Here is a 17,241-nt window from a genome sequence, read left to right as displayed (position 1 = left end):
AGGAGAACCAGCCGGAGGCTTCGCGTCAGCAAGTCATTGATCAGAAAGGAGATATTGATGCGAGTACACGCATTGCCACGGGGCAAGCCGGTTGTCCTGCAGCCCCTTGATCTGACGGTCGAACGGAGCATCCCGCAGTTGGACCAGCGCTTGTTGCGGCAGATGCTGCAGCAATCGGGGCTGAAGACCAGCATGCCGCGCCTCAAGGTGCTGGAGATCCTCTGCTTGGTGTCCTTGGAGGGTGGCGACATTCCCAGCCGCGTCCTCCACGAGCGTCTGGTGGAAGCGGGCGAGCCGCTGTCGCTGGTCAGCGTGCGCCAGGTGCTGGGTCGGATGGTGGACAGCGGCCTGGTAGTCGCCCTGGGCGGCAGCCGTTACTGCCTGGCGCCGTCCTGGGAAGCGACGATATCCGCTCAGCGGCCGCGCAGCAGCTCGGCAGCCTGATCCAGCAGCGCCAGCGGGTCGTCTGTCTTGTGTACGTCGACCGACAGCAACTGACGGAAGCGCCGGGCGCCGGGGAAACCCTGCGCCAGGCCGAGGACGTGGCGGGTGATGTGATGCATTACGCCGCCTTCCTGGATGTGGCGCTCGATATAGGGGCGTATGGCCTCCAGGGCCTCGGCACGGCTGATCTGCGGGCCATTGCCTCCAAACAGCCCGGCATCCACGTCGGCCAGCAGGTAGGGGTTGTGGTACGCCTCGCGGCCCAGCATCACTCCATCGAAGGTATCGAGGTGCTCGCGGCACTCGTCGAGGGTCTTGATACCGCCGTTGAGGATGATTTCCAGATCCGGGAAGTCCCGCTTCAGCTGTGCCGCCACGTCATAGCGCAACGGCGGAATCTCGCGGTTTTCCTTGGGCGAAAGACCTTCGAGGATGGCGATGCGTGCATGGACCGTGAAGCTGCGGCACCCGGCCTCGCGTACCTGGCCGACGAAGTCGCAGAGTTCCTCGTAGCTGTCGCGCCCGTTGATGCCGATCCGGTGCTTCACCGTGACCGGAATCTCCACCGCATCCAGCATCGCCTTGACGCAATCGGCCACCAGCGCGGGATGGCCCATCAGGCAAGCGCCGATCATATTGTTCTGCACCCGGTCGCTGGGGCAGCCGACGTTCAGGTTCACTTCGTCATAACCCGCCTCCTGCGCCATCTTCGCGCAGGCCGCCAGGTCCGCTGGCACGCTGCCACCCAGTTGCAACGCCAGCGGGTGTTCCGCCTCGTCGTGACGCAGAAAGCGCTCACGGTCGCCATGCAACAACGCGCCAGTGGTCACCATCTCGGTGTAAAGCAGGGCGTGCTTCGACAGCTGGCGCAAGAAGAAACGACAGTGTCTATCAGTCCAGTCCATCATCGGTGCCACGGAGAAGCGGCGGGACAGGGAAGGGCGCGTGGTTACTGGCTTTTGGGCTGATTCTAGGGGCATTCTGGTACTTCTGATTTTCTGCCGTTTTCTGCCGTTTTCTGCCGTTTCCGCTTGTTTTGGGGATGTCACTGGTACAATGTACCAACCCAGAAGGCTCATGTACCAAATCACCTATGGCGACTATCAGAAAGCGGAAACGCAAGGACGGGACGTTCGGCTATACGGCGCAGATTCGGATCATGCGCGATGGCCAGCAAGTCTATCAGGAAAGCCAGACCTTCGACCGCCAGCAGGCAGCCAAGGCCTGGGCGACCAAGCGCGAAGCGGCATTGGGGGCGCCGGGTGCGATCGAGCGCGCTAGCCGCGATGGCGTCACAATCAAGGAGATCATCGAGCAGTACTTGGAGGAGTACGAGCGTATCCGCCCGCTCGGCAAGACCAAGCGCCAGGCACTCAAGGCCATCAGCGAAACCTGGATTGGTGAGATAGCTGACCAGGACCTGACCAGTCAGAAACTGGTGGAGTTCGCCCAGTGGCGTATGACTAAGGCAGGTGGCGGCGTGCAGGCGCAGACAGTCGGCAACGACCTGGCGCACCTGGGGGCCGTGCTCTCGGTGGCGCGCCCGGCTTGGGGCTATGAGATCGATCCGCATGCCATCGGTGACGCCCGCAAGGTATTGCGAAAGCTGGGGGCTGTCAGCCGCAGCAAGGAGCGCTCCCGGCGTCCCGCCGCCAAAGAGTTGGACAAGATTCTGACGCACTTCTTCGAGCTGCTGCGCTGGAAGCCCACAGCCATCCATATGCCGAAGGTCATTGCCTTCGCTATCTTTTCGACCCGTCGCCAGGAAGAGATTACCCGCATCCGTTGGGAAGACCTGGACGTGGCTAGTCAGACGGTGCTGGTGCGGGACATGAAGAACCCGGGGCAGAAGATCGGCAACGATGTCTGGTGCCATCTGCCGGACGAGGCAATGGCAATCATCGAGACGATGCCCAAGGACTGCCCGGAGATCTTCCCCTATAACGGTAATTCCATCGGCACCTCATGGCGCAATGCCTGCAAGTTCCTCGAGATCGAGGACCTGCACTTTCACGACCTGCGTCACGACGGCGTCAGTCGTCTGTTCGAAATGGACTGGGATATTCCGCGCGTGGCCAGCGTATCGGGCCACCGGGATTGGAACTCGCTGCGGCGCTACACGCACCTACGAGGGAGAGTGGACCCCTATGCGGGGTGGAGTTGGCTGGAGCGGATAATTGCGGCGCCCGTCGAACTAGGCGCGCGAGTACAACGGAAAGGGGAGGGCTAGCGCCTCCCCTCATCCGCTCCTCCGAAAAGGGTTCCGTCCGTGCAGCTTGTCGTTCTCGACCTTGGCCGCCTGGTGCTGGGCGTCCAAGTACTTGGCCAGGTCAGTCAGGGCAACGCCCTTGGCCGATTTCTGGCTTCCTTCCATGCGCACGATCGGCAGGTCAATGGCACCGGCCAGGACCTTCTGTTGGAACTTCTCCGGCGTCAGGTGGCTGAAGTAGTCGGCGCAGATGCGGTCCAGGGGGATGATGGCGGTGCCGTTGTACTGTGCCATCAGTAGGAAAATGGTGTTCATTGTATGTACCTCGCTAGTCAGCGCCGGTGCTGAGCTACTTCCTTGGAAGGCGGGTGTGGGTACCGCGTCAGGCATAGCCGACCCCAATGGTGTGGCCGAGGTTAGTGCTGTCTGCGCTGGAGAAGGGCAGGTGGTCGAAGATGGCGGGATCAAGCATCGGGCGGCCAAGTAACTTGCATGTGGGCCGCCCATCGTCATCCCAGGCGACCCGCATTGCCTTGCCGGTCGACACCCGCCATTCGGCCATGCCGACTTGGGCGAACCACTCGCCGGGGTGAGCCATCATGGTGTCTCTGTTTGTGGTGTGCATGTTGGGGGGCTTCTCCTGAACCGATTGCACCCCTTGATGCTAAGGAGGAAGCTCGCGGCTTAGTGGGCTATCTAGTCCCATTGGAGGGTCAAGCGGGCGAGATGATCTTTAAGATCGTATTCACTCGATTTTCCTCGATTCCAGGCCCGGGTTTTTGCCAGGAGTCTGCTGACTCAGCTTGCCGGGCAATGGAAAAACGCAAGTTGCCAAGGATCGCGATCGAGTCGGGGAAGGGGTGGCGGGAAGCTGTTTGAAATGCAGTCCAGCGGGGAAAGTCACTTCTGCTGCAGTGGGGCAGACCAAGACCGTGAGGGACGCTGGAGCTGCTTTCAGGGTGTGCCTATTGGCGATTCACAGCCAGCGTCCCCTGATGCGCACAGCTAGGTGAGCTTGTTGATGGACGTTAAACAGAAGCGGCTTTTGCGAGGAGCTTGCAGACCCATCTTGCCGAGCAATAAGAAAGTGCAAGGCCCCTGGGGCGTGGGGCAGGCCAAGGCCGATCAATGATAGGAGGCTTGGGACTCAGCCTCGCCAAAGGTGCTTCTGACGTGTTACGGTCCGCCTCCTATAGCTCCCTATCAGGAGAAGGTGCTTTGCTGAATGCTCGCACCACGCGAGCAACGTTCCCTTCTGGCCCTAGCGGTAGCTTCGGTAGAGGCTTGCATTGCAATGGTTGCACTGGTGGATGCGGCGCTGGTCATGCCATCCCTCCCATCCAAGCTGGCGGATGCTTCGTGATCCGCAGAAGCGACAGGTGATTCCTTTCCGACCGTTGCGGTTGAGTCCATGTCGCTCCAGGTAGTCGTCGACAATGGGCCATTTCAGCCAACGCTTGTGGCGCTGTTCTCTCAACTTGCATTCGTGCCTCCACACCCAGTAGGCAATCCCAAGACTTGCAGCTATCAGGACGATCAACAGGTTCATATGGTTTTCTCCGAAAGTTAGGAAAGAGCGACGTCTGAGGGGCGGAATGAGTGCTTCCACTATCACTCGTCGTGCGTAGCGCCTCCTTGGTTTCCCCAGGAGTTCCAGATACGTTGGCTGGCAGCTACTTGAGCAGGCAGTAAAGGGCGATGGCCATTGGCGATGGCGGTGAGCGCTGTGTCCTGCCCAGCCAGGTCCAGAAAGTGGCGAGGAGCGGTGAGAAAACTGGAAAGCGGAATGGCCAGCAGCTCCGCGATATGTGCTTGGACGTAAATGTCCGCCCAGGCATCAAGGAGGGCTTGCTGGTGCGCGTTAAACAGAAGCGGCTTTGGTGAGGATGAGGACATTGACTGGCTCCGATTTGGTTACGGTTTCCAGTTTCCTCAGAATCGGAAAAGTGCAAGCCCACAAACGGGCCGAACGTGTCGGCCCCTTGCTTGGGTAGGGTTGGTACTCAGGGTGCAACGAAAAGCAGTTCTCTGCCCTCGTTCATGATCACCGGTGGTGAGACGCCAGCGAGGCCAGGGCTGTAGATGAAAAACCAGGAGGGAAGGTGCTTGGACATTTCGAGCGTCAACTCGAGCTCTTCTCGATTGGCCGGCCGCCCCCGTGCGCCGAGGAAAATCGGCCCATAGGCCTTCTCCTTCGACTTCATGAACGCAGGTGCTGTGACCAGGTTCGGTGAGTGGTCGGCAATCATGTCGAGGAGTTGGGAAAAGGCATGAATTGGCCCGCCATCTCCGTATGGTTGACCTAGTACGTAGCCAACTTGTGTGCGAAGCGCCCTCTGTCGAGCTTCTTCGTTAGTGGCATACGTTTCTGCACGGGCGCGGATGAATGCTTTTGAGCTGATGGCCACGGACTCATCTGGGCTCGAGGCAATGTCTGCGGGTACCCAGGCAGCAACTTGAACGTTGGCCGCAGTGCTGCCTGGGGTGAATCCACTCAGCAGCAACAGAGTCGGATCTCCGGTAGCAATCAGCTGCGCCGCACCTGCGACTGAGTTGTCGATGTTGCGGCTATCAGAAGCGTTACCTTCGCGAGACCGCAACTCGTTGTACTTCGCCTTTGGCATGTCCTCGGCAGGAATGCCCATGGCGTCGGCAATCATCAGCGCCTGGGAGGGAGAACCAGTCCTGGGTATAAGACCGCACCCTGTGAATAGGACAGAGAGAGTGGCAATCACGAACAAGCGAAGCATGGGCGTTCCTCGGAGACGGCAAATAGAATGGGCACGAGCGGGACGATACTCATTGACTGAGGACGGGCCAGAAAACGGTGCCTGTAATCAGGCAACCTCCCGCCCAGATCGCCAGGGGCATTCTCAGCAGGGTCATGGTCTGATAGAGCGGAATGGAAATGAGTTTCTGCTTGTAGCCCTGGTAAATGAGGTGGGCCCATGCCAATGGTGCGGATTGAAACGCCATCAGCAGAGCGACTCGCCAAAATGCCATTTCAACAGCCCGGCCTTCTGGGATGTCGGGGCCGACTGACACATAGGCCAGCCTAAGCACGACCAAGGCGGAGGCGCTAAGCACAACCAGGTTGCAATGGAAGAGGCGCTTCCAGATTGCAGAGCAGACTTCTTCAGGGGGCGTTGTGTTCATTGAGGATCTCCGTGGACGGGGATCATCAGGTGAGCATGACTTTATCTATATGCAACCTTCGCTTCGGCATGTTGCATGCGGCTTCGAAGTATCAAGTGATGTTTCGAGTTTGAAATGAGCCTGGACGGTCGGGGGAGGGGCTTCCGTGATGGTCGAACTGGGCCCTTGGTCAGACGAAAGTCGCTTTCCTTGTTCCTTCTGCGTGCCTCCCGTGGATACAAGGAAAGCTACTTTGCTGGGCGGGGCATTAGTTTCTCCTGGGAAAGGAGACCGTGCTGGCCGTGTTCAATACGGGCGCGTGCGCACGGCGGCGGCAACCTGCGAAATTTACCTAATTTCGAATCCGGTGCCGCATCTCGTTGCGGTCTGGTGAAGAGGGGCCCGGTTGAGCGAGTCAACAAGGGTGGGAGCATCCTCACGCAGAGCCTCAGTCTCGGCTGCCGTTTGCACCTGCTTTCTCGTCCGAGATACGACAATCTCAAAGTTTACGAGGGGTTCACTTTTATGCACCTCGGATGCTCCTCCTCGTGTCCATTTAGGTGCAAAAAAGTGCACTCCAGATGCACTCTCTGATCCCGGTTTTCTGGCGTCCCCACATATGAAATCCCCAATTCGCCCGCCTTTTTTAGGGGCGTGCTGAGGCTGATTGGGTACGTCTTCAGGGCGGAGATGCCTCACTGGGCTGGGGCGGCGCTGTTACGGCTAAGAAAATGGTGATCAGTAAAACATCGAAACTCGTTTTCCATGTTTGGTGCCCCTCCTCGCTAGCCCAGAAGGCGTGGGGCATTCCAGGGTTTCCAATGTTTTCTAGCTGCTATAGCAGGAAATGGACATCGAAACCTTCCGTGCCGCGCAGAACGGCCTCGAATCGAGGGGGCGGGCTACGTATGCTGGAATGCGCCCGTGGTTCCTGGGCGGACGGCGTCAAGAAAAGGCGGGAGACATTTTATTTGTGCTGCTTAAGGTTCTGAAAAGAAAAGGAAAAAATATTTTGGATGTGCGCCCGCTAATAGCTGTATCAACTGGCCCTCAGGCCCAGAAAACCGCTTTTCCCGGTGCTTTCTAGTGCGGCCAAAACTACGCTCGCACCGATTGCGGCAGAGCATTCCCTGCGCAGGTTTTTGCTGAGGTCCTAACCCCGCATCAGTCCTGGGTTTGATCCGTCCACCCCTTAGTTTCGGTGTTACACAGCTGCTATAAGAAGGAATATCAGCAAGAGTGAAACTGGCCTGTCCCGAAGCTGGTGGATAGGTAGTTCAGAGCTATTGCGCGCATTTCGCCGCTCAAACTCCATCGGACTGAGGTAATGCTCCTTTCATGGTTCCCAATGAGGGCCAAGTCATGAGCTAAGGGGCTGCCCAGGCGCCCTGATATTGCTTTGAATCGTTTCGATTCGTGCGTCGATCAAGGGAGTGAGCAAGGCATACAAATCGGCTGGCTGAAGCGTGGTGCGTTGTACGCCCAGAAGTTCAGTGGACACGCGCCCCAGAGCATTGCGAAGGGGCCCGTCCGCATCCTTGAGAAGCCGGTCGTGCAGGTATTGCAGCTGGATACGCAGCTCCAACGGGCAGTGTTGCAATCGGCAGCCAAAAGCAGACATCGAGTCTTGTAAGGGATAGGAATAAAAAAAGCCCCCTTTCGGGGGCCGGCCAAACTCAAGCTTCTGCTCAGCCCAAGCCAAAGTGCTTGACTGCATGCTCTCGCAGACGTCCTTTCTGGACTTTGCTGGAGCCAGTCATACCAATGCTTTCAAAGTCCTCAACAATGGCCAGAAAACGTGGCACCTTGAAGTTGGCACACCGCTGTTTGCAGAAGCAGATGAGTTCATCCGAGGATGCTGCCACACCGTGCTTCAAAGTGACGTAGGCCGCGGGGACCTCTCCCAGTCGGGCGTCGGGCACACCGATCACTTGCGCCAATTCGACGGCCGGGTGCTTCAGCAGCACTTGTTCCACTTCAAGCGGGGAAACGTTTTCGCCACCAACACGGAACATGTCTTTCAGTCGCCCCACAAAACGCAGGCGTCCATCGGCGGAAAGTACGCCAAGATCCCCAGTGTGCAGCCAGCCGTCGCGCAGGGCCGACGCAGTCTGATCGGGCAGCTTGTAGTAACCCTTCATCAAGCTCCAGCCGCTAGCGCAGATCTCGCCCGGCTGACCTGGCGGCAACGCCTCACCGGTAGCCGGGTCGCGGATTTCGACATGCAGACCTTCGTGGGGCTTCATGGAGCCGTCCAGGCGATATTCGAGCGGCTCGCGATAGTCGGAGATGACAATGTTGGGAGATGCCTCGGACAGGCCATAGGCATTGCAGATTTCTGCTGCACCCATCTTGTCGACTACATCCTGGAGGATCTGCGGGCTGGCGGCGGCCCAGCCGCCACGCAAGTACAGTTTTTTCTCTTCGAAGCTCGGGTCGGCGAGCAGCATCAGGAACATGGTGTCGTTGCCTGAGGTCAGCGTGCAGCGTTCCCGGCTCATGATCTCCAGAGCCTGTGCGGGGTCGAAGGTGGCAGCGGTTACCAGGGTAGCGCCATGCACCAGTGCCACGAGCAGCGACATAGTGCTGCCGGCCACATGGTAGAAGGGGCGGGGACTGAAGTAGCGGTCTTCGTGACGCACGCCCATGCGCTCCGCCACGGACTTCGCGACGCCCAACATGGACTCATGGCTGAGCATCACGCCCTTGGGGAACGCGGTGGTGCCCGAGGTGAACTGAATTAACAGGGTATCGTCCTGTTGCACCTGGTTACGTGCCTGGCCCAGTTCCGCAACGCCAATACCCTTTCCGAGACTGAGGAAACGCTCTTCGCTTAAAGCGCCTGCCGGAACGTTCTCCCCAAATACGACCACATGTCGCAGCAGGGGCATGGCCTTGCCGGGAAGCGCTTGGTCGATGGCTGGCTCGACCTCGCGGAGCATGGCGCTGAAGTCAATCTTCCCCAGGAAACGGTCGACGCAGAAGAGGGCGCGGACGTCCTCGTGGGCCAGACCGTAGCCAAGTTCCTCTGTGCGAAAGCGGGTATTGAACGGCACGCAGACAAGTCCGATGGAGGCTGCCGCATACCAGATCACTGCCCACTGAACGGAATTGCCCATCAGCACGCCGATATGATCGCCGCGCTGGAGGCCCAGGGCGATCATGCCTTTTGCCATGGTTTCGACCTGTTTGAGTAGAGCGTTGTAGGTCAGGCGGCCGTCCTCGGCCACCAGCGCATCATTGTCCGGATGTCGGCTGGCGACGTCCTTGAGGACTGACCAGAGCGGACCGGGAAGCGGGGAAGCATTTGCAGTCATCATCTGTCCTCAGGAAAACGAAGTCATACCGGCGCGCCAGGTTCCCTGGTTGAGGTTCTCCTCAATTGCCAGGATTTCATGGGCGAGAGCTCCAAATCGGCTGTCGTCGACACCCCGGTCAATTGTGCGCTTGGCGCTGCGCATGGCTGCGCCAGGTGCTGCCGCGATGCTCCGAGCCAGCTCCATGACGAAGTCGGGGAATTCCTCGTCGGGGCGTACCTGGTTGACCAAGCCAATTTCGACGGCTTCCCACGCAGACACTTCGCGACCGGTGAACATCAACTCCTTGGCGATGCGACGGCCGACGATGCGTGGCAACCGCTGGGTCGCGCCAACGGTGCCCCAGCGTGCCTCCGGGTAGCGGAAGCTCGCAGCCTCGCTGGCAATGATGAAGTCACAGGCGCCGGCAATCTCGCAGCCCGAGCCCACGGCCGGTCCCTCGACGACGGCTACAACCGGCATCGGCAGTTCTTCAATGGCTGCGTACACCGCGAAGGCTTTGATACGCCGCGCCCGGATCTGGTCCTCGTTCATCTCTTTGCGTTCTTTCAGATCGGCACCGGCGCAGAACACAGGGCCATTGGCGCGGATAAGGACTACATGAACGTCCTGGCGTGCGCCGACTTCACGAATGGCGGCATGCAGATCCTGGCAGAGCCCGGTATTTAGGGCGTTACGCGCCTCGGGGCGATTCAACGTGATCGTGGCAATGTTTTCGTCAAGGGACAGGCTTACGCTGCCCAGTTCCAGAATTTGCATGTTCAGATCGCTCCGTCAGTACGCAGTGCTTCTATTCGCTGGGGGCTGTAGCCCAGGCCAGACAGAACCGCTTCGGTGTGCTCGCCTAGAAGAGGCGGGCGGCCAGGGGCCGGATTCTCCAGACCATTGAACTGGAAGGGCAGGCGGATCGCCGGGAAGCGCCCGCCCTCCGGGTGCTCGAACTCGCTGAACACACCGCGGGCGTTCAGATGGGGATCCACTACCACTTCGTCCAGCGTCTTCAGCGGGCCTGCCGGTACTCCGGCGGCGTCGCAGGCGGCGCAGAGTTCGTCGCGGGTCATCCGTCCTGTGGCTTCACTTAGGGCTGCCATGACCTCGTCGCGGTGCATGACGCGACCGCTGTTGACCTGCAGCCTCGGGTCCTGAGCCAGATCGTTGAGACCCAGGAGTTCGCACAGCGGGTGCCAGTGCTGGTCGGCACCTGTGATGTGAACGAAGCCGCCGTCTGCGCAGCGGAAGCTGGCCGAGGGCACACGACCGGGATGCTCGGTGCCGAGACGCTCGGGCACTTCGTCCAGCGCGAAGTAGCGGGCCGCGGCGAGCGACAGCAGGCTGATCTGGCCGTCTAGCATGGAGAAATCCAGATAGGAACCAGCACCGTCGTGACCCCGGCCTTGCAGCATCGATACGATGCCAAGCGCGATCCAAAGACCGGAGCTGAGATCCGAGACCGGGATGCCGGGCTTGACCGGGCCCCCGTCCTTCTCGCCGGTCAGGCTCATGATCCCGCTCATGGCCTGAAATACGGTGTCGTAGCCTTTCTTCTTTGCGTAGGGACCGGTCTGGCCGAACCCCGTACAAGACACATAGATCAGCCGCGAATTGACTTCCTTCAGGCTCGGCCAGTCGAGGCCATAGCGTTTCAGGGTACCGACCGGGAAGTTCTCCAACACTACATCGGCGCTGCTGACGAGCTTGCGGACGACCTCCTGGCCCTCGGCGCTGCGCAGATTAACGGTGATGGACTCCTTGCTGCGGTTGAAGGCGTAGAAGTAGGCGCTGCGCTCATGGCCCAGGGCTGCGGCCAAGGCATCTTCATCCAGCTGGTCTCGCGCCAGTTCGTCTTGACCGACGAAGGGTTCATAGCCACGGGTTTCGTCGCCGCACAGTGGTTGTTCCACCTTGATCACGCGGGCACCCAGTTCAGCCAGGATCATCCCGGCGAACGGGCAGGCCAGCACCCGCGCCAATTCGATAACGGTAATGCCTTCCAGCGGTTTCATGCGACTTGCTCCTTCTGCCGGAAGGCACGCATCTGGGCATTCAACTGCTGGCCAAGCTTGAGTCCTTCGCTGAAGGGGAGCTCCGCCACCTGGTGGAAGATCTTCTTGGTTGCTTGCATGGCGTTCTGCGGGTGAGCCGCCAATGCGAGTGCCAGCTCCTCGGCTTCGGCCAGCAACTCATCGTCTGGCACTACGCGGTTCACCAGCCCCAGCTTCATTGCTTCCGTTGCATCAACTGTGCGACCAGTGGCCACCAGCTCAAAAGCCGCTTTGCGACCTACGTGCTCGACCAGGCCCGCCATCACGATGGCGGCGACAATGCCATGTTTCACTTCGGGATAGCCGAAGCGTGCCGATTCGCTCGCCAGTGCGAGGTCGCAGGAGATCGCCAGTCCACTGCCGCCGCCCATCGCGTAGCCGTTCACTGCCGCGATCACCGGCTTGCTCATGTGTTTGACCAGCCCTTGGAGTTCGGTGGTAAGGGCGGCACGGCGATCCACCAGTTCCTGGTTGTCTGGGGTCAGCACTGCGAATTCGCGGGTGTCGGCGCCTGCGCAGAAACCGCGCCCGGCGCCGGTGACTATCACCGCGCGCACGGCTTCGTCGGCATCAGCTGCCTTCAGTGCTGCTACCAGGCCTTCGGTAAGGGCGAAGTTCAGCGCATTGAGTTTGTCGGGACGGTTCAGCGTGATGGTCTGGACGCCGTCGGCGGTTTGGGTCAGAACGACTGGCTCTTGGGTCATGGTGCAGGCTCCCGTCAGGATTGCATGGCGCGCAGGCGGGCTAGTGCCTGCTCAAGTTCTTCGATCAGCGAATGCATGATGGCGCTGGCGGGAAGTAGCTCGCGGACCAGGCCGGCGGATTGGCCTGCTTCCACTTTTCCGTTGCCGATGTCGCCATCAAATGACGCTTGCTTCAGGCTTGCGGAGGCCAGCAGGGCCTCATACGCAGCCGGGTCGCGTTCGGGGAGACCTTCGCGCTCGGCGTTCGCCACGCGTTCCGTGAACGCATTGCGCAGGCTACGGACGGGGAGCTTGCGTCCTACTAGGACGGTTTCATCAATCTCTGCCTCCAGCACCCGCTGCTTGTAGGCAGGATGCAGATTGGCTTCTTCGCTGAGCATGAACCGGGTGCCGAGCTGGACTGCGTCGGCGCCAAGGGCCAGCAGGGCAGCAATGCCGAAACCATCGGCAACACCACCACCGGCCACGACGGGAATGCTGACTTCCTGAAGCACCCTACGCACATTCACCAGGGTGCTCACTTCATTGGCCGGTGGATGGCCGCCAGCTTCGCTTCCTACCACCACCAAACCGTCGACGCCGACCGCACTGGCCTTGATCGCGTGCTCGACGAAGGCGACGACGTGCAGCCAAGTGGCGCCGTAGTCCTTGAAGCGTGCCAGATGTGCCTTCGGTGAACCCTGGCTGGCGATAATCACCGGGACACGTTCGGCGACCAGTAGATCCAGAACTTCTTCAGCACCCTTGCGGTAGAGAGGCATGTTCACCGCAAAGGGCTTGTCGGTAAGTGCTTTGACCTCGCGGATTGTCTCTGTGAGATCCGGCAGGCGCATGGGGCCCGCCGCGATGACGCCGAGACCGCCGGCGTTGGAAACTGCTGCCGGCAATGCCGCGCAACTCGATGCCCAGCTCATGCCAGCCTGAACGATCGGATAGGAGATACCCAGCAAACGGGTCAGACGGGTATCGATAGGCATCGATCAGTCCTCATGGTCTTCATCTTCAGGGTGGTCGTAGGGGGTGTGCTTTTTCAGCTCGCCGAAGTAGGCCAGGCTGTTGGCGTAAACCCGCTGCATCAGCGCCTTGAGTTGCTCGCGTTCCTCACCGGACAGCCCGTCAAGCATTGCTTCGTTACGGGCCTGGGAATCGTCGAGGATGCGGCGCACCAAGTCCTTGCCCGCTGGGCTCAGGCAGAGCAGGGCGCTGCGTCCATCCTCCGGGTTGGGTTGGCGCTCGATCAGTTCGCGCTTGCTCAGATTCGTCACCAGTCGACTCATCTGGCTCTTCAGTACGCCGGCATGCTTCGCTACTCGAACCAGCGGGGCTTCACCGAGGTAGTCGAGGATGGCAAGGGTCCGCCACTCCAGCACCGTGATGGAAAAGTGCTGGGGGATCACCAACGCAGCAATCCGGCTGGAGAGTCCTGCCAGACGCTGCAGTTGCACGGAGAACAGGTCGCGCATGTCCGTGGATGCTTCGATATCGCGATTGACTGCTGTTGCTTGTTTTTTCATGGGGTCACCTGTGAGGAGTTCCTGTCATCAGTGCCTCATTGTTCTGGACTGCCCGGACTTGCTCAACGGCTGAATCGCGACTGGGCGACAAGTTTGTCGAGCGTGGCATCCAGGCCCTTGGTGAACGCATCTAGCACCAGATCGACTTCTGCCTCGGAGATGATCAGTGGCGGGGCAAACACCACCGAGTCGTTGAGGGCGCGAGCGGTCACTCCGTTGGCTTCGGTTTGCTGCGAAACAGCCAGGCCGACTTTCCACTCCCTGGGGAATGCGGTCTTGTTCGCTTTGTCCGCGACGACCTCCACACCCCACATCAAGCCTTCACCACGCACTTCGCCCACCAGGGGGTGGTCGGCCAGCTTGCGAAGGCCAGCGCCCAAGCGGCTGCCGACGCGCTGTGCATGCTCTGGCAACTGGCGCTCCTGGTAGATGTTCAGGCATTCGAGTGCGACGGCCGCCGGCACAGGGTGGCCGCCGTAGGTGTAGCCATGGCCGAACACCCCGATCTTCTCGCTCTGGCTCTTCATGGCCTGATAGATGCCTTCGGAGATCATCAGGGCGGAGATCGGCAGGTAGGAGGCCGACAGCGCTTTGGCGCAGGTCAGCATGTCCGGTTTCAGGCCGAAGGTCTGGGAACCCCACCAGTTGCCGGTGCGACCGAACCCACAGATGACTTCGTCGGCTACCAGCAGGATGCCGTGACGTTTCAGTACGGCCTGGATCTTCTCGAAGTAGCCGGCCGGCGGGGTGATGACGCCACCGGTGCCCATCAGAGGCTCGGCGAAGAAGGCGGCGATGGTGTCTGCGCCCTCCCGTTCGATCAGTGCTTCCAATTCCGCGGCAAGGCGGCTGGAGAAGGCTTCTTCACTCTCGCCCGGCAAGCCCTCGCGGTAGTAATGGGGGCAGGTGACATGGAGGAAGCCGGGCAGGGGCAACCCGAAGTCCTGGTGCAGGTGCGGCAAGCCGGTGAGGCTGGCGCTGGCCACTGTAGTGCCGTGATAGGCACGGTTGCGGCTGATGATCTTGCGGCGCTGAGGCTGGCCGACGGCGCTCCAGTAATACCAGGCCAGCTTGATCGCGGTGTCGTTGGCTTCGGAGCCGGAGCAGGCGAACAAGACCTTGGACATCGGCACTGGTGCGAGCTGGATCAGACGCTCGGCCAACTGAATCGCCGGCTCGGTGGAGCGATGGGCGAAGTTCTGGTGGTAGGGCAGTTCCTGCATCTGGCGCAGCGCCGCGTTCACCAGTCGCTCTTCGCTGTAGCCCAAGGCTGCACTCCACATACCCGACATTGCATCCAGATAGCGCTTGCCCTTGTCGTCCCAGGTATAGACCCCTTCGCCACGAACCATGACGGTCGGACCTACCTGCTCGTGAAGCGAGAGGTTGGTCTGGCTATGGATATGGAAGGCGATATCGGCGGCGTGCAACGAATTTGACATGGCAATTGCTCCTGTTCGGACCTGCGTTCGGGCTGCTCGCTGAGTAACCCTGTTCATTCAATATGGTTGACAATGTGAATCATGTGGTTCATGTTGTCAACCATCTCGAGGGGCCAACTGGCGATAGAGATGGCAGACGGACAGAAGGCACTAAAGACCCGCTCCCAATGCCGCAACAGGATGTAGCTTTGAGAATTACCGCTGCCTAAGAACAAGTCCCGCGCCTGACAAGGCGCTAGAAATAGGAGCTGGAAAATGATCGATACACTCCCCTCACCCAAGGCGATCCGACTCTTCCTGGGCGCCATGGCTGTCAGTCTGGTCGCGCCCGTGATGGCTGCCGACGAACAGACAGTTACCGTGGCCGGTTATGGCGGCAATCTGCAGGACGCGCTGATCCAGACACTGTGGAAGCCCTCGGCAGAAAAGGCCGGCCTGACCCTGCGCACTGAATCGCATGATGGTCAGCCGTCCGTCCGTTTGCAGGTGCAGTCGGGCAAGCCGAGCTGGGATGCCATCCATATCGGCGCCAACGACTGCGCTGCGCTTTCCGAGCAGGGCATGTTCGAGCCGCTGGATTTCTCCGTCATCGATGCCAGTGGCATTCCTAGCCGCGCTCGGGGCAAGGACTGGATTGCGACCAACAGCTACTCGGTGGTGATGGGCTGGCGCACCGACAAGTTCAAGGAGGGGCCGAAGAACTGGCAGGAATTCTGGGACGTAAAGAAATTCCCCGGACGTCGCGCATTGTCGGTAGCCCCGGATGAAATGCTCGAAGTCGCCCTATTGGCCGACGGTGTGCCGCGTGAGCAGCTCTACCCGCTGGATATCGAACGCGGCTTGGCTTCGTTGGAGAAGATCAAGTCGGATGTTGCGGTTTGGTGGACGTCTGGCGCCCAGTCTTCGCAGCTGATCAAGGACGGAGAGGTCGACCTGATTGCCATCTGGAGTAGCCGCGTCGACTCCGTCGTGAAGGATAAGGCCCCGGTTGCCTACACCTACGATGACGGGCTGCTGGGCTATGGCTGCATGGCCATCTTGAAGGGGGCGAAGAATGTCGCCGCCGCCCAGAAGCTAATCGCTAACACAGTCTCCGCTGATATCCAGGCACGTATCCCGACCATGATGGGCTACTACGGGCCGACCAATAACCAGGCCTTCGAAAAGGGCAGTTTCTCAGCGGACATTCTGAACCAGTCGAACATGTCGCCTGCCAACCGCGCCAAGCAGACCATGATGGATCCGCGCTGGTGGGGTCAGCATGTCACTGAGGTTCAAGAAGACTACAAAGAACTGATCGCACAATAGTTCTGGATTTGCGGAGGTCGGAGTTATGCAAGGCAATATTGCGATTCGGGATGTCTACAAGGGCTACGGATCATTCATCGCAATCGATCATGTGTCTCTTGATGTGCATGCCGGTGAGTTTCTCACTCTGCTCGGCCCTTCGGGGTCGGGAAAGACCACGCTGCTCAATGTGTTGGCGGGATTCATTCGCCCTGACTCGGGGAGCATCAAGGTTGACGGAGTCGAGTTCCTCACTCGACCTCCGCACAAGCGCGACGTGGGCATGGTGTTCCAGAACTACGCGCTGTTCCCGCACATGTCGGTGGCGGAAAACGTCGCCTACCCACTGCGCTTGCGCAAGGTAGGAGGCGCCGACCGGGCCAAGCGCGTCAAGGCGGCCCTGGAAATGGTGCAGATGGACCATCTTGGTGAGCGTGGAATCCACCAGTTGTCCGGTGGGCAGCGGCAGCGCGTGGCCCTGGCCAGGGCGATGGTGTTCGAACCGAAAATCCTGCTGATGGATGAGCCGCTTTCAGCGCTGGACAAGAACCTGCGTGAACACATGCAGCTGGAGCTCAAACGGCTCCATGCGCGCTTGGGCATGACCACCATCTATGTCACCCACGACCAGAAGGAAGCGCTGACGCTTTCCCACCGTATTGCCGTACTGAACAAGGGGAAGCTGGCTCAACTGGATACGCCCGATGCGTTGTATGAGCGACCGACGGACCGCTTCGTCGCCGGGTTTATCGGTGAAAGCTGTTTCCTGGAAGTTGAGGAGGGCAGCGGTGGCGTATTACTGCAGGGGCGTCCGTTGAAACTGCCTCAGGGAACGGCCACTCGACACCCGCAGAAACGCTTCCTGATGGTGCGACCGGAACGTCTGCAGTGGCAGGTCAGCGGTGACAGTCATGCGATGAACCGCATTCAAGGGACTGCCCGGGATGTGGTCTACCAGGGTGACAGCTACCACGTTGGCCTTGTTCTACCGGATGGCACGGAGCTGACTGCCCGTCACCAAAAAGGATTCCGCGATGTTCCGGTACCCGTGCCGGGAGCACCGGTCGAGCTCTGGTTGCACGCTGAGGACACGCTGTTGGTGGCGGAGTCGGCATGACTTCCGATCACGATCATCCTCACGCGCTTC

The 17,241-nt window shown here is 60.0% G+C and carries 18 protein-coding genes; 5 read left to right on the top strand and 13 right to left on the bottom strand.

What is annotated here, in order from left to right; genetic code table 11:
• Positions 1-57: 57 nt before the first annotated feature.
• Positions 58-444, top strand: coding sequence for a hypothetical protein (locus E8F06_RS17905; RefSeq protein WP_280369697.1), 387 nt, complete (start codon positions 58-60; stop codon positions 442-444).
• Here the strand turns inward: E8F06_RS17905 and dusA are convergent.
• Positions 414-1,424 carry a tRNA dihydrouridine(20/20a) synthase DusA gene (dusA, locus tag E8F06_RS17900; protein WP_280369695.1) on the bottom strand — a complete coding sequence of 337 codons (1,011 nt, stop codon included), beginning with the start codon at positions 1,422-1,424 and terminating at the stop codon, positions 414-416. The genes E8F06_RS17905 and dusA overlap by 31 nt on opposite strands.
• A 113-nt stretch (positions 1,425-1,537) precedes the next feature.
• On the opposite strand from dusA, the gene E8F06_RS17895 reads away from it, so the two are divergent.
• Positions 1,538-2,674: a tyrosine-type recombinase/integrase gene (locus E8F06_RS17895; protein WP_280369693.1), complete on the top strand. Its 1,137-nt coding sequence runs from the start codon at positions 1,538-1,540 to the stop codon at positions 2,672-2,674.
• A gap of 9 nt (positions 2,675-2,683) precedes the next feature.
• Here E8F06_RS17895 and E8F06_RS17890 read toward each other — a convergent pair whose 3' ends face one another.
• The 5 genes from E8F06_RS17890 to E8F06_RS17870 all read right to left on the bottom strand — a co-directional run bounded on the left by E8F06_RS17890 (position 2,684) and on the right by E8F06_RS17870 (position 5,809).
• Complete coding sequence (locus E8F06_RS17890; protein WP_280369691.1) at positions 2,684-2,968, bottom strand: pyocin activator PrtN family protein; 285 nt, start codon at positions 2,966-2,968, stop codon at positions 2,684-2,686.
• 67 nt (positions 2,969-3,035) lie between these two features.
• Positions 3,036-3,278 carry a hypothetical protein gene (locus tag E8F06_RS17885; RefSeq protein ID WP_280369689.1) on the bottom strand — a complete coding sequence of 81 codons (243 nt, stop codon included), beginning with the start codon at positions 3,276-3,278 and terminating at the stop codon, positions 3,036-3,038.
• Between the two features lie 986 nt (positions 3,279-4,264).
• Complete coding sequence (locus tag E8F06_RS17880) at positions 4,265-4,549, bottom strand: hypothetical protein (RefSeq protein ID WP_280369687.1); 285 nt, start codon at positions 4,547-4,549, stop codon at positions 4,265-4,267.
• Positions 4,550-4,656: 107 nt separating this feature from the next.
• A complete protein-coding gene (locus E8F06_RS17875; protein ID WP_280369685.1) occupies positions 4,657-5,403 on the bottom strand; it encodes a hypothetical protein in 747 nt (248 codons plus the stop codon).
• Positions 5,404-5,452: 49 nt separating this feature from the next.
• Positions 5,453-5,809 carry a hypothetical protein gene (locus tag E8F06_RS17870; protein ID WP_280369683.1) on the bottom strand — a complete coding sequence of 119 codons (357 nt, stop codon included), beginning with the start codon at positions 5,807-5,809 and terminating at the stop codon, positions 5,453-5,455.
• An 826-nt stretch (positions 5,810-6,635) separates the two neighbouring features.
• Here E8F06_RS17870 and E8F06_RS17865 point away from each other — a divergent pair.
• Positions 6,636-6,875 carry a hypothetical protein gene (locus E8F06_RS17865; protein WP_280369682.1) on the top strand — a complete coding sequence of 80 codons (240 nt, stop codon included), beginning with the start codon at positions 6,636-6,638 and terminating at the stop codon, positions 6,873-6,875.
• Positions 6,876-7,476: 601 nt separating this feature from the next.
• Here E8F06_RS17865 and E8F06_RS17860 read toward each other — a convergent pair.
• The 7 genes from E8F06_RS17860 to E8F06_RS17830 all read right to left on the bottom strand — a co-directional run bounded on the left by E8F06_RS17860 (position 7,477) and on the right by E8F06_RS17830 (position 14,807).
• Positions 7,477-9,105, bottom strand: coding sequence for an AMP-binding protein (locus tag E8F06_RS17860; RefSeq protein ID WP_280369680.1), 1,629 nt, complete (start codon positions 9,103-9,105; stop codon positions 7,477-7,479).
• A 9-nt stretch (positions 9,106-9,114) separates the two neighbouring features.
• Positions 9,115-9,864: an enoyl-CoA hydratase/isomerase family protein gene (locus E8F06_RS17855; RefSeq protein WP_280369678.1), complete on the bottom strand. Its 750-nt coding sequence runs from the start codon at positions 9,862-9,864 to the stop codon at positions 9,115-9,117.
• Positions 9,865-9,866: 2 nt separating this feature from the next.
• Entirely contained in the window at positions 9,867-11,108 is a 1,242-nt protein-coding gene (locus tag E8F06_RS17850; protein ID WP_280369676.1) for a CaiB/BaiF CoA-transferase family protein, read from the bottom strand.
• Positions 11,105-11,851 carry an enoyl-CoA hydratase/isomerase family protein gene (locus E8F06_RS17845; RefSeq protein ID WP_044874649.1) on the bottom strand — a complete coding sequence of 249 codons (747 nt, stop codon included), beginning with the start codon at positions 11,849-11,851 and terminating at the stop codon, positions 11,105-11,107. The genes E8F06_RS17850 and E8F06_RS17845 overlap by 4 nt, the downstream gene beginning before the upstream one ends.
• 14 nt (positions 11,852-11,865) lie before the next feature.
• The gene (locus tag E8F06_RS17840) at positions 11,866-12,828 is read right to left on the bottom strand and encodes a nitronate monooxygenase (RefSeq protein WP_280369673.1); all 963 of its coding nucleotides are present in this window, start codon (positions 12,826-12,828) and stop codon (positions 11,866-11,868) included.
• A 3-nt stretch (positions 12,829-12,831) separates the two neighbouring features.
• Positions 12,832-13,365: a MarR family winged helix-turn-helix transcriptional regulator gene (locus E8F06_RS17835; RefSeq protein WP_082073296.1), complete on the bottom strand. Its 534-nt coding sequence runs from the start codon at positions 13,363-13,365 to the stop codon at positions 12,832-12,834.
• 62 nt (positions 13,366-13,427) lie between these two features.
• Positions 13,428-14,807 carry an aspartate aminotransferase family protein gene (locus E8F06_RS17830; protein WP_280369671.1) on the bottom strand — a complete coding sequence of 460 codons (1,380 nt, stop codon included), beginning with the start codon at positions 14,805-14,807 and terminating at the stop codon, positions 13,428-13,430.
• A 255-nt stretch (positions 14,808-15,062) separates the two neighbouring features.
• Between E8F06_RS17830 and E8F06_RS17825 the strand changes: the two genes are divergently transcribed.
• Positions 15,063-16,115: an ABC transporter substrate-binding protein gene (locus E8F06_RS17825; protein ID WP_280369669.1), complete on the top strand. Its 1,053-nt coding sequence runs from the start codon at positions 15,063-15,065 to the stop codon at positions 16,113-16,115.
• 25 nt (positions 16,116-16,140) lie between these two features.
• Positions 16,141-17,211: an ABC transporter ATP-binding protein gene (locus tag E8F06_RS17820; protein ID WP_280369667.1), complete on the top strand. Its 1,071-nt coding sequence runs from the start codon at positions 16,141-16,143 to the stop codon at positions 17,209-17,211.
• The last annotated feature ends 30 nt before the right edge of the window (positions 17,212-17,241 follow it).

The organism is Pseudomonas sp. BN411 (assembly GCF_029871235.1).
GTDB lineage: Bacteria > Pseudomonadota > Gammaproteobacteria > Pseudomonadales > Pseudomonadaceae > Metapseudomonas.
Note: the sequence above shows the minus strand (reverse complement) of the source record. Positions and strands in the feature narration are given on the sequence as shown.